The 23,396-nt window shown below is 54.0% G+C and carries 19 protein-coding genes; 12 read left to right on the plus strand and 7 right to left on the minus strand.

Features of this window, described 5'->3' with window-relative positions:
- Window position 1: 1 nt before the first annotated feature.
- The gene (locus tag TURPA_RS05405) at window positions 2–1,549 is read right to left on the minus strand and encodes a porin family protein (protein WP_014802278.1); all 1,548 of its coding nucleotides are present in this window, start codon (window positions 1,547–1,549) and stop codon (window positions 2–4) included.
- Between the two features lie 206 nt (window positions 1,550–1,755).
- On the opposite strand from TURPA_RS05405, the gene TURPA_RS05410 reads away from it, so the two are divergent.
- From TURPA_RS05410 to TURPA_RS05430, 5 genes are all read left to right on the plus strand, one after another.
- A complete protein-coding gene (locus tag TURPA_RS05410; protein ID WP_014802279.1) occupies window positions 1,756–2,403 on the plus strand; it encodes a GNAT family N-acetyltransferase in 648 nt (215 codons plus the stop codon).
- Window positions 2,400–4,523, plus strand: a complete 2,124-nt coding sequence (locus TURPA_RS21490; RefSeq protein ID WP_014802280.1) for an adenylate/guanylate cyclase domain-containing protein — start codon at window positions 2,400–2,402, stop codon at window positions 4,521–4,523. The genes TURPA_RS05410 and TURPA_RS21490 overlap by 4 nt, the downstream gene beginning before the upstream one ends.
- 6 nt (window positions 4,524–4,529) lie before the next feature.
- Complete coding sequence (locus tag TURPA_RS05420) at window positions 4,530–6,962, plus strand: transglycosylase domain-containing protein (protein WP_014802281.1); 2,433 nt, start codon at window positions 4,530–4,532, stop codon at window positions 6,960–6,962.
- Between the two features lie 282 nt (window positions 6,963–7,244).
- Complete coding sequence (locus TURPA_RS05425) at window positions 7,245–7,940, plus strand: hypothetical protein (RefSeq protein ID WP_014802282.1); 696 nt, start codon at window positions 7,245–7,247, stop codon at window positions 7,938–7,940.
- Between the two features lie 14 nt (window positions 7,941–7,954).
- Window positions 7,955–8,542, plus strand: coding sequence for a TetR/AcrR family transcriptional regulator (locus TURPA_RS05430; protein WP_014802283.1), 588 nt, complete (start codon window positions 7,955–7,957; stop codon window positions 8,540–8,542).
- Here the strand turns inward: TURPA_RS05430 and TURPA_RS05435 are convergent.
- Entirely contained in the window at window positions 8,539–9,816 is a 1,278-nt protein-coding gene (locus TURPA_RS05435) for a response regulator (protein WP_014802284.1), read from the minus strand. The two genes, TURPA_RS05430 and TURPA_RS05435, sit on opposite strands and share 4 nt — an antisense overlap.
- 84 nt (window positions 9,817–9,900) lie before the next feature.
- Entirely contained in the window at window positions 9,901–10,719 is an 819-nt protein-coding gene (locus TURPA_RS05440) for a TrmH family RNA methyltransferase (RefSeq protein WP_014802285.1), read from the minus strand.
- 86 nt (window positions 10,720–10,805) lie between these two features.
- Here TURPA_RS05440 and TURPA_RS21495 point away from each other — a divergent pair, with 86 nt between their 5' ends.
- The 5 genes from TURPA_RS21495 to TURPA_RS05465 all read left to right on the plus strand — a co-directional run bounded on the left by TURPA_RS21495 (window position 10,806) and on the right by TURPA_RS05465 (window position 16,927).
- Window positions 10,806–11,444 carry a PaaI family thioesterase gene (locus TURPA_RS21495; protein WP_014802286.1) on the plus strand — a complete coding sequence of 213 codons (639 nt, stop codon included), beginning with the start codon at window positions 10,806–10,808 and terminating at the stop codon, window positions 11,442–11,444.
- A gap of 476 nt (window positions 11,445–11,920) precedes the next feature.
- Window positions 11,921–13,006 (plus strand): hypothetical protein, encoded by a 1,086-nt coding sequence (locus tag TURPA_RS05450; RefSeq protein ID WP_157210407.1) that lies wholly within the window; start codon window positions 11,921–11,923, stop codon window positions 13,004–13,006.
- A gap of 51 nt (window positions 13,007–13,057) precedes the next feature.
- Window positions 13,058–14,383 (plus strand): Ig-like domain-containing protein, encoded by a 1,326-nt coding sequence (locus TURPA_RS21500; RefSeq protein ID WP_014802288.1) that lies wholly within the window; start codon window positions 13,058–13,060, stop codon window positions 14,381–14,383.
- A 121-nt stretch (window positions 14,384–14,504) separates the two neighbouring features.
- A complete protein-coding gene (gene recQ / locus TURPA_RS05460) occupies window positions 14,505–16,358 on the plus strand; it encodes a DNA helicase RecQ (RefSeq protein ID WP_014802289.1) in 1,854 nt (617 codons plus the stop codon).
- A gap of 77 nt (window positions 16,359–16,435) precedes the next feature.
- Complete coding sequence (locus tag TURPA_RS05465; RefSeq protein WP_217157677.1) at window positions 16,436–16,927, plus strand: HPP family protein; 492 nt, start codon at window positions 16,436–16,438, stop codon at window positions 16,925–16,927.
- A 36-nt stretch (window positions 16,928–16,963) separates the two neighbouring features.
- Here the strand turns inward: TURPA_RS05465 and TURPA_RS05470 are convergent, their stop codons facing one another.
- Window positions 16,964–17,362 carry a cyclic nucleotide-binding domain-containing protein gene (locus TURPA_RS05470; RefSeq protein ID WP_014802291.1) on the minus strand — a complete coding sequence of 133 codons (399 nt, stop codon included), beginning with the start codon at window positions 17,360–17,362 and terminating at the stop codon, window positions 16,964–16,966.
- 95 nt (window positions 17,363–17,457) lie between these two features.
- Here TURPA_RS05470 and TURPA_RS05475 point away from each other — a divergent pair, with 95 nt between their 5' ends.
- Entirely contained in the window at window positions 17,458–18,168 is a 711-nt protein-coding gene (locus TURPA_RS05475) for an endonuclease/exonuclease/phosphatase family protein (RefSeq protein WP_014802292.1), read from the plus strand.
- 4 nt (window positions 18,169–18,172) lie between these two features.
- Here the strand turns inward: TURPA_RS05475 and TURPA_RS05480 are convergent, their stop codons facing one another.
- Both TURPA_RS05480 and TURPA_RS05485 read right to left on the minus strand, forming a co-directional pair.
- The gene (locus TURPA_RS05480) at window positions 18,173–18,916 is read right to left on the minus strand and encodes an endonuclease I family protein (protein ID WP_014802293.1); all 744 of its coding nucleotides are present in this window, start codon (window positions 18,914–18,916) and stop codon (window positions 18,173–18,175) included.
- Between the two features lie 9 nt (window positions 18,917–18,925).
- Entirely contained in the window at window positions 18,926–19,585 is a 660-nt protein-coding gene (locus TURPA_RS05485; protein WP_014802294.1) for a hypothetical protein, read from the minus strand.
- Window positions 19,586–19,719: 134 nt separating this feature from the next.
- On the opposite strand from TURPA_RS05485, the gene TURPA_RS05490 reads away from it, so the two are divergent.
- Complete coding sequence (locus TURPA_RS05490) at window positions 19,720–21,324, plus strand: alpha-glucosidase (protein ID WP_425358595.1); 1,605 nt, start codon at window positions 19,720–19,722, stop codon at window positions 21,322–21,324.
- On the opposite strand, the gene TURPA_RS05495 is transcribed toward TURPA_RS05490, so the two are convergent.
- The gene (locus TURPA_RS05495; protein ID WP_014802296.1) at window positions 21,321–23,390 is read right to left on the minus strand and encodes a GAF domain-containing protein; all 2,070 of its coding nucleotides are present in this window, start codon (window positions 23,388–23,390) and stop codon (window positions 21,321–21,323) included. The genes TURPA_RS05490 and TURPA_RS05495 overlap by 4 nt on opposite strands.
- Window positions 23,391–23,396: the final 6 nt, after the last annotated feature.

Raw genomic sequence — 23,396 nt, forward strand, 5'->3', positions numbered from 1 at the left:
ATCAGAACCTATACCCCGCCCTAAGGCTTGTGTTGAGATAAGACATGTCGGTACCCGAATAGAAAATGCGGTGGTAGCTTGCGCCAACACCGACAAAGACACCGAGCAGAATATGCCAGCGCACCTCGGTCTGCGCGCTCACTGCTGCATTAACACCACTGAAGGTCAGGGGCGTATCGACGTATTTGAATTTCTCTAGATGGCTGTAGGCAGCGCCACCGAGAAGCAGCACCTGCACTTCGAGCGAACGGTAAAAAGGCATGGGTACAATGAGCGCAGGCCCAGCCAGCGCGGTGTAGTGTTGCAGGGTGAAATCCTCATCACCGGTTTTAAGATAGCTTTTCTGCCAAGAACCATGCAGCGAAGCAGCCGCGCCGAGTTGAAATGCCCACAGGTTCACCACACGATAGAGTGCTTGAATCTCGAGCCCCGGGGCTGCGCTCATCTTGTCGCTGCCGGTACCGATCGGCGCGAGCAGAAACATGCCGCCCGCAAGCGAGAAACGGTCGCGAATGCCGGGGTCTTTTTTGAGTGTCGTCTTCTGCAGATTGACGCCCATGCCGCTGGCCGTGACGGCGGCGTCGATTGTGCCGGCTTTCTCGGCAGCGCTCGCGCTGACCGCATAGGTGACGGGTGGCTTGCTGTTACCTTCGACGACGGGCCTAAGGCTCACCTTATTGTCGCTCACGAACACAATCATTGCGTTCTTTACCTTTTGCGCCTTCAGCCACTCTGAGATGGCACCGTCGTTGCGCGACTTCGCAAAACCTTCGATCTGCTGCTGGTCGGCCGCTGGCGTCTTTTTAACGTTGAAGAATTCAAAGATCGTCAGAAATTCTGCGGGGTATTTTTTGCGGAGCTCTTTCTTTTGCACCTCAAGCTCGCTTACGGCCGCCTTTTTCTGAGCGTCATTCGTCCAGGTTGGCACGAGCACAAGCAGCCTGACGCTCTGCTCTGTTTTGGCGACGACCTGCTGTTCGGTCAGGTCAAGGCTGAAGCGGTAGATGTGCTCGACGATCTTTTTGCTGATCGTGTCGATCGTACCAAAGACGTCGTTGTTGAGCTTGCTCTGCTGTACGACCGTACCAATCACACGCTTGCCCTTGTGGTGGTAGACCTCGGCCGTGAAGACCGCCATGCGGGTTTTCGCTTCGTAGTGAAAATTGCCAAAGATGACGATGTCGAGACCTTGTTGCTCGGCAAACGCGTTCACATTCTGCGCATCGACCTCGCCGGCTGACAGCTTCGCTTTCTCCAGGTTTTTGCTAGCACCGGTCACCTCGGCGCGCTGAAACTCGAATTGGTCTTTCATCGAGCTGTTGATTGCATCGGGCAGTGATGTTTTCACCCAGCCATAGTTCTTCTGGCCCGTGTTGTCTTGAAATTCGAGAATTGCCACTCGGGCAAGTTCGCTCGGTTTTGCAGGTGGGGGTGTCTCAGCAAAGACAGGGGCGGCAGCCTGTACTGACACTATTGCCATGCTAATGATGAGCAGTTTCATGGTCGGTGCAGCAACCGCCGCTGCGCGCCATGCGCGGTCAAACAGCATTCAGAATTCGATTCCAGCGGTAGTAGGGTCGGGAAAAACTCCCGAAAAGGTAAAAAAAGCCAGTCGTTTGCCCGAAAAAACGATGCATAGAGAAGCCGAAACGGCTTGCTTTCCCCTTTTTCGGTTCTTGCTGTCTGCTCATGGATACCGCCTTGAGGAACCTGTAAGGGGTTGCAAGCTGAGCAGTGTTCTGAGACTGCGTCCCGATGGCGAAGGCTAAGCCTCAGATCAGGTCACTTGAAGAAAATGCGCGGGCAGACGCGGCAAAGGTAATGGCGCGCGCGTTCGCTGAAGATCCTATCTATCACTATCTGCTGCCGAAAGAAAGGCATTACCACCGCCGACTCGTTTGGATGATGCAATTCATGCTGCGTATCTGCGAGCGGCAAGGTGTCACGCACCAAATTGGCAGCCCGCTGCAGGGTGTCGCTGCGTGGTTGAAACCCGGCGAGAAGATCTCATTTCTCGATGAAATCAGGGCAGGTGTTTTGACCGCGCCGCTGCATCTGGGTTTAACGTCTGCGTGGCGAAGCAATAACATTATGGCGGCTACGCGCAAGAACCGCACCCGACTCTCTTCGGGCAAAGACTATTGGTATCTCTGGCAGTTCGCGGTCGCACCCGAGAGCCGCGGCAAAGGCTTTGGCCGCGCTTTGCTTGAACCTGTGCTAAAAGAAGCAGATGAAACCGGCACAGATTGCTGGCTCGACAATTCGAATATCGTCAACCTGCCGATTTATGAGGCATTCGGATTCAAAAGCGTTGAAGAGTATAAAATTCTGCAGGGCAATACGTTGAAGACTATCTGGCACATGCGCCGCAGCCCGCAAAAATCGAAAAAGAGGAAACGATGAAATTAAGCAATAAGTCTCTGATAGTCATTCTGTGCGTCGGGTCTCTGTTTGCCGACAACCCGCCAGAAACACAGCCACCCGCGCCGGTGCATGTCACTGCAGGCAAGATGATCGATATGAACAGCGGTTGGCAGTTCGAGGCAAGCGATTCAGCAAGTTACGCGAAACCCGACTTTGACGATCGAAAATGGAAAACGCTGCCGCTCGAACGCGAATGGCGCTTCTATGGTGTTGAATACGACGGCGTAGCGTGGTACCGCAAGAACTTCACCGTTGCACCAGAACTTGCAGGTCAAAATATCGGCCTCGCATTGCCGGCACTCACCGCAGCGTACCAACTCTTTTTGAATGGTCAACTTATCGGCACAGTCGGCAAAATCGGTGGCACGGGCAAAGCAGAGCATGTGCGCGAAGATGTTCAGTACTTTGAGCTATCCGCAGCATTACTGGCCTCGCCACCCAAAACAAACGTGCTCGCGCTACGAATCGCGAGTCTCGGCGGCATAGGCGGTGGTTTTGCCGGGCTGGATTTTTTTCTCGGCCCAAAAGAGATTATCTATGAGAGACATTTTGTGACGTTCGTGCTCTTTTCGCTCATGGCAGGGGCCTTTTTTGTTATCGGTCTCTATTACCTGATTCTCTATTTCGCCCGGCGCGATGCAGATGCAGCTCTATGGTTCGGCCTTTTGGCGATTTGTCAGGGTGCATTTACTCTGGGCATGAAGGCAATGGTCTATAAATTTTTCGACAACTATGTTGCGAACATGATCTTCATGCACACAACGGTGATTCTTTTCCCGACCCTACTCTTGCACTTCGGCCACAGTTTTTTTTCCATAAAGCGAGACTGGTTCTTGCGAACGATCGACATCGCCTGCGGCCTCGGCGCACTGCTGTTTGGTGTTCACTTTCTTGTCCCAGGCATGGAAGGCTTCTATGTCATCTACCAGCTGCCGGCGCACGTCGTGCTGATTCTTGTCGCGATGATTCGCTTTATCTGGCTCAATTGGTCTGGCTACAAGAATGGCGTCGCTGCCTCTCGCGTTGTCGCAGCGGGGGGATTACTCTTTTTTCTGTGCGTGGCCGCCGAAGGGCTGTCTTACCTCGATTTTTTACCCATTATCAAGATGTCAGATATTGGCTTTCTTGTGCTGATATTTTCGATGGCAATGGCGCTCGCGATACAACTATCGAAAGTATGGCATGAAAAAGAAGAAGCGCAGAGACAGGCATTCGAATCGCAGGCTTTGCTGACGCGGGCATATGCGCGCTTTGTACCGCTCGAATTCTTGCAGCAGCTCAACAAGCAATCAATCACCGAGGTGAGCCTCGGCGATCAGGTGCAGAAAGACATGGGTGTCATGTTCTCAGATATTCGCGACTTCACGACGCTTGCTGAAACGATGCAGCCCGACGACCTGTTTCGTTTCGTAAACTCATACCTGTTTAGACTCGCGCCCATTTTCTCGCAGCACCAGGGCTACATAGACAAATATATCGGCGATGCGATCATGGTGCTCTTTCATGGCAATATGGATGCAGCCGTCAAAGGCTGCATCGCGGTGCTCGAAGACATCGTCGAATACAACCGTGACAGAGCTAAAGCCGGTTACAAGCCGATCAGCATCGGCATCGGCCTCAATTACGGACGGCTAACCCTCGGCACCGTCGGTAACCCTGAGCGTATGGACGGCACCGTACTATCAGACGAAGTAAACCTCGCGAGCCGCATCGAGGGCCTCACAAAACTCTACAAAGTCGATATGATTGTAACCGACAAGGTGGTGGGGCAACTTAGCGACCCCTCAGCTTTTGACCTCAGGCAAATCGATCGCGTACGGGTTAAGGGTAAGCTCGCCCCGACGACGATCTATGAGTGTTTCGCAACGGATAACATTGCCGTGCGCGAAAAGAAAAAAGCGATGCAAGGCCGCTGGGCGACTGCGCTGCAAGAATATTATGCGCGCCAGTTTAAATCGGCGCAGAGTCTTTTCGGTCAAATCGACGCAACTGTCGGCGGCGACAAGATAGCAAAGCTCTACGTTCGCCGCTGCCAAGAACTCGCGGTTGCCGAACTGGCTGCCGACTGGGATGGCACTCATTCACACAAATCAAAATAAGCCTTTATGGAAAGACTAAAAGCTTTTCTCAACTGGGCTCTCGCCAAAAAATGGAAGATAATCATAGCCGCGGCCGCAATCGCGCTCGTCGGCTCAACGGCGCTGCTGGTCGGCTCCTATGTTTCGTGGAGCCAACGCAAGGCGATGGCCCTGCAGGTTTTGGGCTCGATTGAAGCCGAACTGAAGGGCGAGCTCACAGAACGCGATAAAACCCCATTGCAGATTTTCGACCGCAATGGCACACTGATTGGCGAAATGAAACGCGCGGGGCAGCGCGAGATTCGCGCCGACAACCTCAAGCAGCACGAGGCTATCGTCTGGGCGCTATTGGCATCTGAAGACCGCAATTTCTACCACCACGGCGGAGTACAATTCAAATCGATCGCCCGTGCGCTGTTCGCTTCGCTGCGTTCGGGCGACGTTCAGGGCGGCAGCACGATCACGCAGCAGCTCGCGAAGCTTATTCTGAGCGAGGTCGAAACCGCCGAACAGGGAAAGTCGCAGAACGACACGACGAAAATTCGCAAACGCAGCATCTTCAATAAATTGTCGGAGTTCTATTGCACATGGTTTCTCGAAAGTAAATATGACAAACCCACGATTCTGGCAATCTACCTGAACAAAGTCTATTTGGGCATGCTCAGCGTCGGCTTCGAAGATGCGAGCTGGCGCTATTTTGGCAGGGCTGCGCGCAACCTGAGCCTCGCCGAAGCGGCGATGCTGGTCGGCATTGTGCCCGCCCCGTCGGTCTATAACCCTGCGGCTTCAATGCAACGGGCTTTGGCCCGGCAAAAGCTTGTGCTCAAGCTGATGGCTGAACACCCGTATGTTGTACAGCAGTCAAGGCGAGTCGATGTCGAGCGCATGCTGCGCGAGTTTCGCGAAGAGCATTCAGTACTGGAAAAATCCGCGGGAGAAAAAATTCTCTATTCGTCGAAAATTGGTAAGTACTATTATGCACGCAACTTCAAACTCAACCGCGCGCCCGATTTCTTGAATGAGGTCGAAAAGTTTCTGCACCGTAACTACACGACCGACGACCTGAAAACCCGCGTGCTGCGCGTCGACACAACGCTCGATGTGCGCACGCAAGAGCCAGCCGCGCAGCTGCTGGGCAATCGGGTGGCCGAGATTCGCAAAACGCTGCAGAAAGAAAAGCAGCAACTACTGGCAAAGAACAACAAAGCCGGCGCTGAAACGGTACAACTGATCGAAGACGGCATCAACGGCAGTTATGTCGGGCTCAACCCTGAGAACGGCTACATCGAAAGTCTGGTCGGAGGTTATGAATACAAGAGTTCGTCGCCGATAAACCGGGCATTTTCAATCTACCGGCAACCCGGCTCAACGATCAAGGCGCTGGTCTACGCCCTGGCGATGCAAGAAAAGATTATTAACCCATCAACGATCGTCGAAGACAAGGCCATCAAGATCGGCGGGTATTCGCCGAAGAACTGGTACAAAGGTTACAAGGGCAAAGTGACTGCCCGCCAGGCATTCGCGCTGTCAATGAACACGATTCCGGTAACGCTGCTGCAAGAGATCGGCATGAGCAAGTTCACCGACACGATGGCGCGCGCAGCCGGCCTTACCGAGGCAGAAATGGCGCAGCGCGTCGGCGATCGCAAAAATCTTGCCATGGCTCTGGGTGCGATTGAACTTTCGCCGATTGAACTCGCGCGCATCTATGCGACGATCGCTTCGGGCGGTTATGCAGTTGAACCCGTGATGATTTTGAAAGTCACAGATTTCGACGGCAATGCGATTTACACCGCTGACCAAACTAAGCCGCGCGAGCGCCTGCTCGACCCGGTAGCCTGCGCCATGGTGCTGAACCTGATGCAGGCCGTAATTTCGAGCGAGGGCACGATGCCCATAACGGCAAAAGAAGTGAGCGGCATCGCAGGCGGCAAGACCGGCACGGTGCAATCTCCCTCTGCGGCAAAAGCGAAGTGGAACAACCGCTCAGGCATTCGCGACACATGGTTTGTCGGCGCTCTGCCGCAACAAATCAGCGTCATCTGGGTCGGGCATGAACGGGGTGCGCCGTTCGCGGGTTCGGGCAGCGGCACCGCAGGCGCAGTGTGGAAAGACTTCTCAAAACAATATGTGCAGCTGCACCCCGAGAACCGGCAATTTCTGCCACCGCTTGAATCGGGTTTTGTAAAACTCGACATCTGTGGTGAGCTCGGGCTCATCTTGAAACCCGAATACCCGTGTAAGTTTCCTGTTGCCGGTCAGGTGTATTTTGCAGAAAATGAAACTGAACTTGCAGAGCGCACGAGCGCATACATCGCCTCTCTGCCGCCCGAAACGACCGTGGTGGGCACGCGCACAGATGCCACGGCGCCAGTTGCGCCACCGAAGGCAGAACTCGGGGGCATCGGCGCCGTTGAGCTTGACGAGAACCCGGTCGAAGTTCCCGATTTATATAACTAGCAGGCTCCGGAAAAACTCCCGAAAAAGCGAAAAGCCTCGTCGTTTGCAAGAGCAAACGACTGCTAAAGCGCGTCGTCGCTTGCAAGCAAGCGACTTTGCTGCTTTTCGCTTTTTCGGTTCCGGGAGCCTGCTAACAGTTTCCTTTTTTGGGAAACGGGTAGCCGCATTCAGTAATCGGGAATACTCTGGCCGGCAACGTAGAGTGCGAATTCGCTTGACGGTCCGTTATATACATACCGTTCGGTATAAAGTGAATCCAAATTAGCCAACCGCGGAGGTTTTATGACGACAGGACTTTCAGGCAAAACATCAGAAAGATTAGAAAGCTTTGGCGAGCTTGAGCTTTGGTTGCTCGGTCAAGATGCAATTGAAGAGTTCAATCGCCATGTCTACACGGTTTATAACGAAGCTTTCGGCCCGGTACCCATGGAAGAGATAGCTCCGGCTGCATATGAAAACTTTTCGCGGGCGCGGGTTTGCGGTGTGAGGCACGCCTCTGGCAAACTCGTCGGTACCTGGGGGCTTATCGTGCGTGAACTCGGCGGCCATGAGGCGCCGCTGCCCACCGAAAAGGCGTACGGACTCGATCTGAGAAAGACAGTACAAGACCTCGGCGCGAGCGAAGTAACGCATGTCTTCAACGGCTGGCGCACGGCTATCAACAAAGAAGCACTGGTGGAGTTCAAGATCGATCGCACGCAATCGATTTTTATTTTTGACCTGCTGCTGCGCGGGTTAACGCAAGACTTTGCGGGAAACGAAAATGCTTTTTTAGGCATCGCCGACATGGAGATGCTGGTCTATAAATACCATCGCCGCATCGGTATACCATGGCAACAGATCGGCGAAGCAATTCACTTCTGGAACCGTGACCGTTACCCGTTCGCCTTCAAGCTTGGTGAATACCGAGACTACATGCGCGCACACCATGCTGAACGGGCGGCGTTCTTGTTTGACAAAGACCGCGGCGCTGCCTGAATAACTTTGTCCGCATGAAAGCGACTGCTCCATCACCGACACGGCAAATTATTCTTGAGAAAGCCGGTGCGCTCTTCTACCGACACGGCTTTAACAACACCGGTATGGATGAAATCACCCGCGTGGTCGGCGTCAAGAAACCAGCGCTGTATTACCATTTTGAATCGAAAAATGCGCTCGGCAATGCCTACATTGAATATCGTGCCCACATGCTCTTCGAAATGCTCGACAGTCTGCTGGCCCGTGCCGGCTCATTGGATAAATACCTGTCGAGCTGGGCGACTGCGCTGATAATGCTGGCGCGGCGCGGTGAGTTTTACGGGTGCCCTTTTACCGCATTTGCGAGCGAGCTTGCGGGAGACGAACGTCCGTATTTTGAGGTAACGCTTGGTCAGGTAGAGGCTCAGTGGCTCAGAGTGCAAGAAATGGCCTACCAGAAATTTTATCCTCAGGGCCGGTACGCCGCCGAAGTTGCACGAAAAATTCTGATTGTTCACACAGGCTGCGTGATGCTTTACCGCGCCTCGCGCGACGAGAAATATCTAAGGCAACTCAAAGCTGAGTTTGCAGCGGTTGCCAAATCGGCGGCGGAAAAGCGCTAACGACGCTCGAATATACTTTCGAGATGCAGCGCAATCTCATGCTGATCAAATGGCCGCTCGACATAACGATTGAAGCCTGCAAGCAATGCGTCAGGCTCGAGTGCGCAGCCGGCATCGGCGCAGGCGACAAGAATCGCCCCGCTGCCGTTTTCGCGAATGATGCGCGCCACTTCAAGCCCTGACATATCGCTGAGATCGAGCCCAATAAACACGACATCGTAGTGCAGACTCAGACTCGCATGCAGACCATCTTTGCCGCTTTCTGCGGTATCGGCCCGGCACTCACTGTGCGGCGTGAGGTGCTCTGAAAGCACGCGTCGGCTAACGGAATTGCTGTCGATGATTAAAAAGCGGGCTGGTCGGGTATGATCGATGACGCGAATTGTCTGCCTTGGCTGCTGCAATACCTGCCCGGCATAACGTTCGGCAGCGAGCGATTGACGCTTGAGTTCAAGCCCAATCTGGCGCAGCCGGCTCTGCAGCGTTGCCCGGTTCTGGTTCTTGTCACCCAAAAGCTCGATCACGGCAAAAAGTTCTGCGTAGGCCGCCTGCAGTTTTTCGGCTGAAGCCGAAGGTGGTGTGCCAAGTGGCAACTGTTGAGACTTCACGGCAAATGCGCGCTGGCCGAGCGAAGCGTAAAATGATCGGAACAGTATAAATCCGTATATATTGAGCGCGACCAGCATCGCAATTACAGCCGCCGCTCCCGCGTAGAAACCCGTCTGGTTTTGGGCGTTACTGATGTGCACCGCGAGAACCATGAGCGCCACGGCCGCGTACGCGACGCTAAACAAAATGAGGATTGTCGAGCGTTCTAAAAACAGATGCCGTTCTTTGAGAATTTTGCGCTTGCAGTACTGAACCACCATCGCTGTGCCAAAAAGCGCAGCGATGGCAAATGAGGCAATTTTCACGCCGTGCAGAATTGCGGTGAGATTGCTGATGATGTTCGCGGTCATCAGGCGCAAAATATCACCCGTGCCTGCGAGTAGCCAGGCAGAGAAGATCAATAGGGCAACTTCGTGCCCTGAAATGGAACGGCTGAGAAGTCGTGTACGTATCAAAACGTACAAAATAGGGACGGCGAACCCGCCGAGGCGCAACAACTGCAGTGCGAGCCTGCGCTCAGTTTCGGCCAACACCCGGGTTGCGGCATCAAATACATGAATGCCAATCTGCAAATAAACAATAAAGAATACAATATTCAGCAAAAGAGGGGCGACCAGATACGTCACCGCGCGGTGCATTCGGGTGGGCATGAATGTCGCGTGCATACGGCTGGCCGAAATGCTATTCTGCGCCAGCAATGCGAGCTTTTTTACCGAAACCGCAGTCAAATCACAATCGGCTGAGAAGCTTCATTCGCGTTGCCTTACCGCTTCGTACAGAAATACGGCTGCCGCCGCTGCGACATTCAGCGAATTCATGTGCGAGGGCATGGGTATTTCAACGATCTCGTCACACGCAGAAATCACCGCGTCGCTGAGGCCCGGCCCTTCTGCACCAAAAACAAAACAGACGTCGCCGCAGAGATCTACCGCTGACAGCTTCTTTGCATCGGGGCTCAGATCGGTCGCCAGACACCGTACACCGTGGGCGCGCAACCGGCTTATGGTCGCGAGCAGGTTCTCGCTGCGCACAATCGGCATTTCGAATATGCTACCCATAGAGCCTGAGACTGAACGTCTCTGAAACGGGCTGACGCAGGTTTCACCAACAATAAGAAAATGCGCGCCAAACGCGGCACAGCTGCGCACAATCGCACCGAGGTTCTCGGCGCTCGCAATACCCTCAACGGCGGCGACAAGCAGCGGCCGAGAAGAGCTCGCGAGCAGGGTGTCGATATTCGGTTGCGCAAGAATTTTGCCAACGGCGAGTGCGCCTTGGTGCACGTGGTAGCCAGTGATTTTCTCCAGGAGCACTTTGTCGCCGATGTACACGATAATTTCATCTTCGACGCGGCTGCGCAGCGCTGATTCTATTGCTGCAAACCATTCTTTCGTGAGCAGCACAGAAATGACCCCGAAGCGGCTTGCGAGAAGCCGTTGAACAACTTTCGCATTGGTGGCGACGAAGATGCCCGCCTGCTCGTGCTCATCGACCTGGCGCAGGGTGCGGTAGGGTTCGAGTTCAGGTGTGTCGAATGATTCGATAGAACTGATGAGCAGCTTCGCCATGTTTCTTGCTGAGAGACCAGCTCTGGCTCATACCGTCAACGGGCTTCACCAGGTTTACACCCCTGTAACGTTCGCTACATTGCCACGTGAGCGCAGCGATTGAAATTCCCAGACACTGGAGTTCGACCTTTCTCTCGAACAAGACACTCTCAGAAGTGCGGATGTATTTGCGTCACGATAAATCTTTCGTCACGGAGTTTAATCCTCACCCCGGGGCCGAAGGCCCAAAAGCCCACGCACACGGCGGATTTCTCGCGAGCATTCTCGACGAAACCATGGGCAGCGCGTGCTGGTACAATGGCCTGCCGGTGCTCGCGGCGAATCTTTCGGTGAAGTACCGGCGCTCGGTGCCGCTCGCGGGCCACTACCTCTGCGAGGCAAAGATCGACCGGCTCGAAACGCGGCGCGCGATGGTGAATGCGCGCATCTACAAAGACGATACGGTCTACTGCGAAGCGACGGGCGTTTTCGTGCGCGTGCCGATTGAGCTCTTGAAACAACAACCCGACATGGCGCGCATGGTCGAGGTGGTCGAATCGATTAAGTCGGGGCAAAGTATCGAAGAACTCATTGAACTCGATCGGGCGCGGCGCGCGGGAAAGCAGGTTGCGACAGAAGCTGCACCCGCAGGCGATGATTGGCAGGCACTGGCAGAGCGCGGGCAGAAACTGGCTGGCGACATTCTATCGCTGGCCGGTGATGTGGTCGGTCGCTGGTTGAGATGAGCATTCTCTCTGCTTGCCCCCGCATTACTTGCCCTGAGCGGAGCCGAAGGGATTCGGGGGCAAGCAGAGAACCCCTTTCCATTTTACGCACCCTCTCAAAGCCCGACCCTGCGGGCCTCGACAGGATTCGTGGGAGACCTATACCGTGGTGTGGGTGCGGGGTTGCTGACCGAAGGGGCTAGATCTGCAAGCGTGTCATTTGACAATTTGCCGTTTGCGGGGGCGCTCGTGAATGGAAACCAATGGCGCCTCTAGTCATGGCGCATGCGCTTCGGCCGCGGGGCGAACATAGCCTAACAGAATTCTGTCATCGTCATGGATAAATTTCCCGATACGAAAACGTGCAAGTACAATAGTAGATAGGATTTTAATCCTATCTTTGCAAATTCTGGTTGATGCCACCGGCGCTGTGCCTTGACCTGCCCGTAGGGAGGGCAACGTGCTGCCACGCACGGTATGTCCCTCGATTATTGATAGTGATAAAGATGCTTTGGTTCTGCAAAAAGAAGGCGGACTTTACCGTGCGCACAACCGGCGCTGTCATCTTGATCTATACCGTTTGGGCGGGAAATATCAACGCCATTGGGGTTAAACCCAAATCGATTGGCAAAACCAAACCGATAACGATCGTCGCACCCAAGAAACTATTGTTTTTGCCGTTCTACAACGAGGCAGCAAACAAGAACTTTGCGTGGCTCGAGACCACGATCGGCCACTCGCTTCACGAATCTGCAAAAAAGAAATACAACTATGAAAAGATCGACGACAGCGACTTCAGCGTCTACTTCATCAACAAGGGTTACGCGGCGAGTGATCTCTACAACTTTGAAAAGATCGCAAAAATCGCGCACGACCTCGGCGTCGACGGTGTCATCTACGGAACCTTCAAACCCGACGCAGGCAAAGCAAATGTTGTCGTGACGGGAAAAATCCTCTCGGTTATCGATCGCGAAATTATCGCTGAAAAAACCATTACCATGCCGGTGTCTGCCGAGATGTTTGAATCGGTCGAAGAAGTATCGCAGGCGCTCGGCGAAAATATCAAGAACCTGTTTTATCCGTCTGACAAAGGGGCGCTCACGCGCGCGGCAGTGCTGCCCGGCTGGGGGCACACTTATAAACAACGCAAGACCTGGGGTTATATCTGGGGTGGGTTTTTCTGGACAGCGGCGAGCTTTACCGCCATTTCAACCGTGCAATATGTTCGCTACACTATCTTGTACAAGAACTATGAGCCCGAACATTTCAGGTCAGCATCAGGTGGTGTAGGATTTCAAGACCAGACTGCGGCACAGGCGCAGTTTGACAGTTACGGCTCTTCTATCAAAACCTGGGGACTGATGACAGTGATCGGACTCGCCAGCGTGACGGCAATCTATCTGGGTAATTTGTTTCACGCATACTTTATCAATCCCGACGTTGTTGCAAATTCGGGTCTCAGCGCCACGAACAGCGGAGCTCAGTTGCGCATTCAAATAATGCCGGAAGCCGACCTGAATCGAGTCGCAACGGGCCTCAATGCTCCGCTCAGGGGGGAAGTCTCACTTGTTTGGAGATTCTAAGGAAATCTCGCAGCCATGGGCTTAAGCCCATGGCTGCGAACCGAGGAAAATATGAAGAAGACACGAACCAACAATAGAATTCGCATTGCAATTTTGCTCACGGTAGCCACGGGTTTAAACCCGTGGCTACCGGTGTTCATACAATGTGCATATAATCCGAATGATAATTGCCTCAACCCGGCTTCTTCATGCTTTGTACCCGACAAAGAGCCGCCGACAATTGCAAACTCAAGCCCAGCAAATGGTGCGACGATTCGTTCGGCGTCTGATCTCGTTACCATTACGTTTTCTGAGCCGGTAAAAAATGCGACCGTGACATCAAACTACGTATTCAGCGGCGTTGGTGGTTCGGGGCTTGCAGCTGCCTCCGTAAACAAAATCAACGATCGCGAATACCGACTTACGGTTACTGGCGTACTCGGCCAGGGGGCGGTTGCACTATCAATTAATCAGATTACCGATTGGGCAGGAAACCCGTATACCGGCGCACTCAATTTTACTGCCAGCCAAGATCTAAACTGGACGCAGACAGATTCTCTAACCTCGCGGCTTTGGACAAACCTCGCCTTCGGCAATAACCGGTTTGTGCTGGTTTCTTCGGGTACGAACTTCAATAAATTCTCAATTGATAACGGGCACACCTGGGCAGACGCGACAAACCCAAATGGTTCCTGGAACAATATAATCTATGGCGGTGGATTGTTTGTTGCCACCGCTGGTTCAGGAACTGATCGTATAATGACTTCGCCCGACGGTATTACCTGGACTGTAAGAACGCAACCCGAAGCCAACAGTTGGAGTTCTGTTGCCTATGGGAACGGATTGTACGTGGGCGTCAGCTCCTCTGGAACCAATCGAGTCATGACTTCAAGCGACGGCGTAACCTGGATCAGTCAACCCGTGACAATTGACATCGGGTGGGCCGTTATAGCCTATGGAAACGGTAGTTTTGTGGCGTTAGGTTCGTCTGGCGGGGCCGCCGAAAGGGCCATGAAATCCACCGATGGTATCAACTGGACTTACCACACGCTGCCCGAAAACAACGCCTGGCGCAAAATCGTTTATGCTGAAGGATTGTTCGTAGCTATTTCTAATGCTGGTACGACCAGAGTCATCACTTCACCCGATGGGGAAAACTGGACAGGCAGAACGGTTCCGAATCAATCATGGTACAATCTGAGTTACGGGGACGGTTTGTTTGTTGCGATAGCGCTCTCAACAAATCTCACCATGCGTTCGACGAACGGCATCGACTGGACATTAAACACTGCTCTATTGCCCGGTAGTGGTTCGTGGAATAGTGTGGCTTTTGGCAATGGCACTTTCGTGACCTGCATGCAGAGCTCAGTCACCTGTGCCTGGGCGAGTTGGCCTTAAAGAAGTGTCAACCAACTCAATGTTAAAAGCCGTACAAACACTTCACCCGCGCCAAAAAGCAATTCCAGTTCACCACCTTGCTTTCCATTTTACGTCCCCTCTCCAAGCACCACGATGACCCGTGCCGGCGCCGGGTCTACCCTTCGATAACGCGCCTGCGATAGCCCCCAACGCGACTGCCGAAGAGCTGCTGCATTCGGTCTTCGGCTACTCAGCATTTCGCCTCGATCAGAAGCGCATCATCGAAAGCGTGCTCGCGAAACAAGACACGCTGGTGATTATGCCGACGGGCGGCGGTAAGTCGCTCTGCTACCAGATACCCGCACTGATGTTCGAGGGTCTGACGATTGTGGTTTCACCATTAATTTCGCTGATGCAAGACCAGGTCTCGCAGCTGAGTGAGCTCGGGGTGCGCGCAGTGTGCCTCAACAGCTCGCTCGACTTGATGGAATATGAAGAGAACGCCTCGGCCGTTCGCTCGGGAAAGGTCAAGATGCTCTACCTCGCCCCAGAGACGCTGTTTCTGCCGCGCACGCAGGCGCTCTTGAAGGGAATACGCGTTGACTGCCTCACGATCGACGAGGCGCACTGCATCTCTGACTGGGGCCATGATTTCAGGCCCGAATACCGCAAGCTTGTCGAAGTGCGCGAGAAGTTCGCCGATGCGGTGACGATTGCGCTGACCGCCACGGCGACACACCAGGTGCGCGCTGATATTAAGCGCCAGCTGCTGATACCCGACTCACACGAATTTGTTTCGAGCTTCAACCGCGAAAATCTGATTCTGAATGTTATACCCAAAAGTTCACCCGACTCGCAGGTGCTGCAGATTCTGCGCGACCACCCGAACGAATCGGGCATCATTTACTGTTTTTCGAAAGCGCAGGTCGACGAGCTCGCCACCATGCTCACCTCACGCGGTTTTTCAGTAAAACCTTACCACGCTGGGCTTGCCGATACGATGCGCGCCAAGAACCAGCAGCTATTCATTCGTGACGACGTGCAGATCATTGTCGCGACGATTGCGTTCGGCATGGGCATCAACAAACCCAACGTGCGTTTTGTCATTCACTACGACCTGCCGAAAAATATCGAGAGCTATTATCAAGAGATTGGGCGCGCTGGCCGCGATGGTCTCAAGGCCGATTGTTTTTTGCTCTATTCGCACAGCGACAGCCAGAAGATCAAATTCTTCATTTCGCAGAAAGAAGAGGCGGAGAAGCGCACGGCCTTGGCGCAGTTGGCCAACCTCGTTGCTTATGCGGAGTCAGATGCGTGTCGGCGCTATACGCTGCTTGAATATTTCGGCGAGCAGGCACAAGACCGGTGCGGTGCCTGCGATATCTGCCTGAATCCCCCCAAAGACAAAATCGACCTCACCGTGCCGGCGCAGAAGTTTATGTCTTGCGTGAAACGTTCGGGCGAGCGCTTCGGCTCGGGGTATATCGTCGACATTCTGCGCGGCGCGAAGAACCAGAAGGTGATCTCGAATGGCCATGAATCGCTTTCAACGTTCGGTATCGGTCGCGAACTCTCGAAGCCGGCTTGGCAAAATCTGGGCCGGCAGCTCGTGCAGCAGGGGCTGCTCAAACAAGACCCTGAGTATGGCAGTCTCACGCTGACGGCGCAGGCGATACCGGTGCTCAAGGGTGAAGCGCAGTTTTGGGGTAAGATTGTATCAGACACCCCACCCCGCCTACGGCCCCCCTCCCCTTCAAAAGGGGAGGGGCCGGGGGAGGGGACATCAGAACTCTTTGAAATCCTACGCAAGAAGCGCAAAGAGCTTGCTGACGAACACAACCTCGCGCCCTACATGATTTTTTCGGACAAGAGTTTGGTAGACATGTGCGCACAACTGCCGCAGAACCGGGAGGCATTTTTAGAAGTGCATGGGGTCGGCGAAGTTAAGTGGCTGCGCTATGGTGAGCAGTTCTTGTATCTGATAAAAGAATACGCGGCAGACTCTCTCAATTAAAGATGAAAAAGATCAGCAACCAGGCCACCAGAGCGCGCAAGAATGTTCAACAGAGAATCACCAATATTCCGGAGAAGATGCGGGCTCCTTTACGAGTGAACAGGGAACCGCCATCGGTCAGGTTCGCCGTCTGGAGCTTTACCAGCGGGGCACTGTCTATTTGGTCCATTCTCTTAGTGACACAGTGGTATGGCGACACTCTGTTGATCGGCTCTTTCGGGGCTTCTGCCGTTTTGCTCTTTGCCGCACCTTCAGCCGAGCTATCGCAGCCGCGCAATCTCATCGGGGGTCATCTGATTTCAGCCGTGATCGCTGTATTGCTTGTGAAGCTATGCGGCCCGAATTTTCTCGCTATTGGGCTAGCGGTCGGGCTTGCGATCGCGGCGATGTATCTGACACACACGCTTCACCCACCCGGTGGCGCAACCGCGCTCATCGGCGTTATGGGTTCTGCCGGTTTCGATTTCGTGCTTGTGCCCGTGCTGCTCGGCACAGTTATTCTCTTGCTCAATGCAATGCTGGTAAACAACCTCGTGCATCACCGCAAGTACCCGCGGGTTTGGTTCTAGCCAATACGGGTCGGCTGGCTAGACTGCGTCGCCCCTTTACCCCTCTTGCGCGTTCGTCAGTTTCTTGACATTCAGCTCGGCGATAATCAGGCGATCGAGCACAATCTTCAGCAGGTCGAACAGAAACTCGGGGTCTGACTTCGCCAGCTGCATGAAGATCGATTTGTCGAGCCGCGCGATTTTTGCCGTCGGGCTGGTGACGATTGCAGACGCCGTTCTCGGAATATTCTTCAGCAGAGCCAACTCGCCGAAAAATTTACCCGGTGTGATTGTGTTCACTTTGAGCTGCGTGTTCTTGTTGGTGATAAATATCGAAACTTCGCCTTCGATAACGAAGTACATGTTGCCGTCGCCCTCTTGATCTTCTTTGAAAATGACGTTACCCATGGTAACCGTGCGGCTGGCGAGCTGGTGCAGGTATTTTGAAAGATCCACGGCGCAAAACCCCGATGTAAATCGGCAACCGTCAATAAATTTTCGGTTACACCCCACCCTACCTTCGGCCCCTGCCCCACGCTGCGAAGTGAGCCGTGCAGATTACCGTACTGACATACAACATTCACAAAGCGATCGGCACCGACCGCAAATTTGACCCTGAGCGTATTGCGCAGATCTGTGAGGCCGAAAAGGCAGACATTGTTGCCTTGCAAGAGGTCGACAGCGGTGTGCCGCGCAGCCGCCACCTCAACCTGGCAGCTGTGCTCGGCGAGCGCCTCGGCTTTCACCACCGCCTCGGCGCCAACGTGAGACTAAAAGTCGGTGTTTATGGCAATGCAACGTTGTCGCGCTGGCCATTCGTCTCAGGGCACAACCTCGACCTGACGTGGGGCATTAAAAAAAAGCGAGGATGTCTCTGCGATACGATTCAGACCCCAGCTGGCGACCTGCTCGTCATGAATTTTCACCTGGGTTTGTCGCGCATCGAACGGCACTTTCAACTGAAAAAGGTATTAAAGTCAGACCTGCTGCAAACGCACTCAGAGCTGCCGATAGTCATGCTCGGCGACAGCAACGAACGCACGCGCTACCTCGACCTGTTTCTTGAATCTGCCGGTTTTGCCAACGCGGCAGGCGACCTGAAACGTAAGCTCAAGACCTGGCCTTCGTTCGCACCAATCTGGAACCTCGACAAAGTTTTCTATAACAACAAGTGTGAATTGGTCGAATACCAGGTAGTGAAGAACAAACTCACCCGCGTTGCTTCAGACCATTTGCCAGTGAAGGTTGTACTAAGAGTGTGATTGCTCAATACAACCCCGCAGCTGCACAGGGCTGCTTAACAAACTCGTTGGCATTACCCTGAACATGCTCGATCTTCGCAGCACGTCTGCACTCCACCGCGTCGACCGGGTCTGCTTTGTCCCATGCCTCGAAAAGTTTCTGCGCCTTATTGCCAATAATACCCCGACCGGGATACGCAGCGTTCATGTAAAAATAGACCCGGGCTATATCACCGCGAATTTCGGGGCGTGGTTCGGTTACCCGATCTTCGACTTCAAAATCACAGGCGCCATAATTGCGCGCCTCACCCTCAATAATACCAAAACGATAGTTGCGGCGGTCTGCGTTCAGTTCACCAATTTCGGGTACGAGGTTATAGAGATCAGCTTCCATAAGGCGGTAGGTGGCACTCGCTTTGCCGGCGCACCGGCGCCCCTTGTAACGTGTGCCATTGGTGCGCACGCAATCTGCATGGCCGTCGCGCCATTCGGCAAAACTTTTGCCAAAGTTTTCTGCAGGCACGATATGCTCGATTTCGGTGCGGTTGGCGCGCGCGTTGTCGTTCAGCGGCACATAACCGCAGCTCGCACGATCGATGCCTTCAGCTGAGAAAGCGCAATTGCAGTAGAAGGTGCGGTTTTCTGGAGCAGCAATCTGGTAAACAAGCTGCTTTGCTTTTCTGAAATTTGCGATCGATATATTTCCATCGGGCCAAATGCACGTGACCAGAAAACCGAGAGTGGCAGCGCGAAGCCAACGAATGTGCACGCCTTCTCGCTAAAAAGAAAGTCGCGCCCCGGCGCTCAGAAGATAGCCGGCATAACTCGTGTCTGACGCGCCGGGTGAGCTGACGGGCTGGTTCACGCCGTTCACAGCATAACTGCGAGTTACCAATGCCGAACCAGGTGAAGCGGTGAATCCCCCCTGAAAATAGAGAGCGAAATCTGCGGCGAAAGGTATCTGAAAACCGACAAGTGCGTTGTAAAAAATGCCGCCCGCAGTAGAGCTCGCGATATAGGTGCCACTGCCTGTCGTGCCCGTGTCTTTAAAACTGATCGTGTCTTTGCCGATCGTCAGGCGAACATAGGGCATAATCACCTGTAGCACTTCGAGCTGAACCTTTGCATCGAGGCCGAAGCGGGCAATCGTCATCTCGTCTTTGGTCTCGCCGGGCGCCGGGTCGCTGGTACTCTGTGCCGCATAACCGAGCGACGGCCCAAAGCCGATAAGCAGGGTCTGCGGAATGCCGAATGTGAGATGCGCATAGCCTGTGAAAAGGGGCCCGGCAAACGCAGTCGTTTGGGTCGTTGCCAGAGAGGGGTACGTGCGCGCAGTCAGGCGCGGATTGAAATAGCTCGCGTCGGCCCCGAATTCGAGACCTGCAGAAGCGGCGGTGGTGGTCACAACTATAACCGCGAGAACGCGCAAGAGTTTCATGTAAGCGCGCTGCACCGCCGTGACGTTATGTAAAGCAGCTTCATTGCAAAGCGAAAAATTGCTTACGCTTTCACCCGCGATGCAAGACCTGCAAAATCAAAACTAAATGGTGGCAAGAGGCGGTAATCTACCAGATTTATCCGCGGAGTTTTAAAGATACGAATGGCGACGGTGTAGGCGATCTGCCCGGCATACGGGAAAAGATCGGTTACCTGAGCGAGCTCGGCGTCAATGCAGTCTGGCTGTCGCCGATCAACACCTCACCGATGCTCGATTTTGGCTATGACATCTCTGACTACAGGGGAATTGACCCTCTGTTCGGCAGCATGGCCGACTTTGACGCGCTGCTCGCAGAACTGCACAGCAACAATATCAAACTGCTTCTCGACCTTGTGGTCAACCATACATCCTCATTGCACCCATGGTTTGTCGAAGCGCGTTCGTCGCGTGAAAGTGCGAAGCGCGATTGGTATATCTGGCGAGAGGGTGTAAAAGACAAACCACCACATGCCGCAAGAGAGGGCCTCCATGCCCGCGGCAAAGTTCGTGGCCTCGTGCCACCAAACAATTGGCAGAGCGTCTTTGGCGGCCCGGCGTGGACATGGGATGACGCGACGGGCGCCTGGTATCTGCATTCGTTTCTCGCCGAGCAGCCCGATCTGAACTGGCGCAACCCAGAAGTTAAAGAAGCCGTTTTCGCCGACATCGAATTTTGGCTTAAGAAAGGTGTGGATGGATTTCGTTTAGACGTTGTGAACCTCTATTTCAAAGACGCGCAGTTTCGCGACAACCCTTTGCGGCTGTGGGGCTGGCGTTACCCTCGCCCATACGAATTTCAGCGGCACGTGCATGACATGTCGCAGCCCGAAATGCATCCGCTTCTGAAAGACCTGCGGCAGCTGCTCGACAGGTATAATGCAACTTCGGTGGGTGAGGTGCTCGTCGATTTTACCGGAGACCCCGAGCTTGCGGCGAGTTATCTTGGCGATGGCGACGAGTTGCACATGACCTTCGATTTCACGCTGCTGTACCAGAAATGGAATGTTGCCGACATCGCCAAAACGCTGCGCAACTGGTACGCTGCGTGCGGCGATAACTGGCCGACGCTGGTCTTGGGCAACCACGACCAAGACAGAGCGTACTCGCGCCATGCAAAGGGCAAAGAGAGCGATGCACGCGCAAAGATTCTCGCCGCGCTTCTGTTAACGGCCAAGGGAACACCCTATTTATACTATGGCGACGAGATTGGCATGAAGAACGGCAAAATCGCGCGCCATGAACTGCGCGACCCGGTGGGCATTCGTTTCTGGCCGCTGACAGTCAGCCGCGACCCGGCGCGCACCCCCATGCTCTGGAATTCTGCAGCCGGTGCGGGGTTCAGCGAAAGCCAGCCCTGGCTGCCGCTCAACGACGATCATGCCGACAGAAATCTTGAGGCACAACAAGTAGATAACGGATCTATATGGCATTGGCACAGGCAGTTGCTGGCCTTACGCAAGCAGCATGCAGCCCTGCGGCGTGGCGACTGGAGCGAGATTTATGGCGGAAAAGACGTATTGGCATTTCGGCGCACTGACGAACGCGAAACCATCGATGTTTTCCTGAATTTTTCAGATCGTGCGAGCGTGATTGCGCCGCGCACGGGCGAAATCTTGCTGTCGAGTCACGGGCGAACGACGATGACGAATGAACTGGCGCCTTATGAAGCCATTATGATTTCCCTGTTGCCCCCGAATTAATTCGGGGGCAACAGGGTATTATCGCCAGCCCTGAATTCAATCACAAACCTCGTAAACTTACCTGGCTCAGACTCAACCTCAATCGTCGCACCCATTTGGCGGCAGCTTTCGGCGACGATGCTCATACCAATGCCCCGGCCCGCCAGTTCTGAAACGCCTTCGTGCGTAGAAACCTCGCTCTCAAAAATGAGCATCAGCCGCTGATCCGCGTCCATTGACTCGAATTGCGCCGACGTCAGTCGCCCTGTTTCGATAAGGCGCTCACCCAACCTCTCGGTATGGATGCCGCGGCCGTCGTCTTCGATGATCACAAAGATTTTCCCGTCTTGCTGGTGACTGATAAGCTGTACTCGCCCCACTTCAGGTTTACCCGCGGCAAGCCTCGTCTCTGGAGCTTCGATGCCATGAACAGCCGAGTTGCGCACGAGCTGAACGAGCATGTCTTTCACATTCTTGCGCAATTGAGGCGCAATCAGGCCAGAGCGAAACCCGTCAAAAACCAGCAACGCCTTCTTATGCTGCGAGGCTGCTGCTTTTTCAAGCGCTGCCGCAACAGAACGCACAGTCAGATCAGCAGATTTCTGCTGGCCGAAAGCCTTCTGAAATACCTCAATTTTTTCAAGCCATGCCCGCAGTTCATTCGCCAGATTCTCGAGTTCAGAAACGGGAGCGGCGAGAGATACAACATGCCCTGCCAAAATCTCATCTTTGTTGAGCACGCTCTCAATAATGCTCTCTGTCTGGTGCGCCAGCTCAGTAAGAGCCTGAAAATTCAGCAGCGAAGAATTCCCTTTGATTGAATGCACGATTCGGTAGATGTCGAGCAGCATCGCCCGGCGATCTGGCACCGCCCCTGCGGCATGACGTTCGAGTGTCTGACTCACTTCGAGCAGGTCTTGGCGCAGGTCGGCGAGAAACTCGCTGAGCGTTGCGGGTTCAGATTGCAAGATCGCCAGCAGCATCTCAATGTGGCGCCGGTTCTGCGCTTCGGTTCGTTCGAGCTTTTGCTGCAGAGCGATTTCGTGCGAGATATCGCTGACGGTAACGAGCAGGTGATCGACACGGTTATTTGCATCATTCATGACCCTGCCGAACCGAAATCGCAGAAACTTCTGCTTTTCACCACCCGAAAACAAACCCTTGATCTGTGATAACGGGTTGAGCCCCAATAATACGTTCTGTTTGCGCTGCGGCTCGAACATCAGCTCGAGAAAGAGTTTCGTCTTATCGATTGTCGCAGAATCGAAAAACTGCGAGAGTATCTCGAGAAAATTCTTACTCCTCAACTCGGTTTGCTCAAGAATGACGCCGAGGGCCTCTGAATGACTACCGCCGATAATGAAACGGTCGCCGCTGCGGTAGAGCAAGAAAAGCCCCTCTTCGACGGCCCGCAAAATCTGGTCGGTTTCAGCTTTCGCGAGTGCGAGCTCGGCGGTGCGTTCGATGACGCGCTCTTCGAGTGAATTTCGCTCGGCAGCAAGTTCAGCATAGGCGCGTGCATTTTCAAGACAAACCCCGACCATTGCGGTAAATGCACTCAAGAGCTCTTCGTCTTCGTGCGTGAAGCTATGTTCATCGAGCTTGTTTAAAACCTGAATAGCGCCGATAATCTTGCCGTCTTGATTATGCACCGGCATACAAAGAATCGACCGGGTGCGATAACCTGTCTTCAGGTCATTGTCGCGGTTGAAGCGCGCGTCGCTGTACGCATCGGTGATATTCACGGTTTCACCCGAATCGGCGACGAAGCCGATAATGCCTGCGCCACGCGGCAGTCGAATTTCGTTGCCGTCGAGGGTTACCGATGCGTAAATTTCATTGCGTGCCTCGTCGATCATGAAGATCGATGCTTTGTCGGCACTCATGACGATGCGCGCTTTGCTCAGAATTTCACCCAGCAGCTTCTTAAGCTCCATCGCGCCCATGAGTGAGCGCGAGACCTGCATGATCAGCGTGAGCTTGTTCAGCCGGTGCACCAGGCCTTTCACATCGGCAGCCCGCACGTAGCGCCTGTCACCCAGGTTCTGCACCAGATCGCTGAAGTTAAGCTCGCTGCTTTGCGCCATGGTTTT

The organism is Turneriella parva DSM 21527 (genome assembly GCF_000266885.1).
Classification (GTDB): domain Bacteria; phylum Spirochaetota; class Leptospiria; order Turneriellales; family Turneriellaceae; genus Turneriella; species Turneriella parva.

Bases quoted from the DNA above. Each gene is read 5' to 3' on its own strand.
- TURPA_RS05405 (WP_014802278.1), bottom strand. From the start codon at position 1,549: ATGCTGTTTGACCGCGCATGGCGCGCAGCGGCGGTTGCTGCACCGACC.
- TURPA_RS05410 (WP_014802279.1), top strand. From the start codon at position 1,756: ATGGCGAAGGCTAAGCCTCAGATCAGGTCACTTGAAGAAAATGCGCGG.
- TURPA_RS21490 (WP_014802280.1), top strand. From the start codon at position 2,400: ATGAAATTAAGCAATAAGTCTCTGATAGTCATTCTGTGCGTCGGGTCT.
- TURPA_RS05420 (WP_014802281.1), top strand. From the start codon at position 4,530: ATGGAAAGACTAAAAGCTTTTCTCAACTGGGCTCTCGCCAAAAAATGG.
- TURPA_RS05425 (WP_014802282.1), top strand. From the start codon at position 7,245: ATGACGACAGGACTTTCAGGCAAAACATCAGAAAGATTAGAAAGCTTT.
- TURPA_RS05430 (WP_014802283.1), top strand. From the start codon at position 7,955: ATGAAAGCGACTGCTCCATCACCGACACGGCAAATTATTCTTGAGAAA.
- TURPA_RS05435 (WP_014802284.1), bottom strand. From the start codon at position 9,816: ATGCACGCGACATTCATGCCCACCCGAATGCACCGCGCGGTGACGTAT.
- TURPA_RS05440 (WP_014802285.1), bottom strand. From the start codon at position 10,719: ATGGCGAAGCTGCTCATCAGTTCTATCGAATCATTCGACACACCTGAA.
- TURPA_RS21500 (WP_014802288.1), top strand. From the start codon at position 13,058: ATGAAGAAGACACGAACCAACAATAGAATTCGCATTGCAATTTTGCTC.
- TURPA_RS05465 (WP_217157677.1), top strand. From the start codon at position 16,436: ATGCGGGCTCCTTTACGAGTGAACAGGGAACCGCCATCGGTCAGGTTC.
- TURPA_RS05485 (WP_014802294.1), bottom strand. From the start codon at position 19,585: ATGAAACTCTTGCGCGTTCTCGCGGTTATAGTTGTGACCACCACCGCC.
- TURPA_RS05495 (WP_014802296.1), bottom strand. From the start codon at position 23,390: ATGGCGCAAAGCAGCGAGCTTAACTTCAGCGATCTGGTGCAGAACCTG.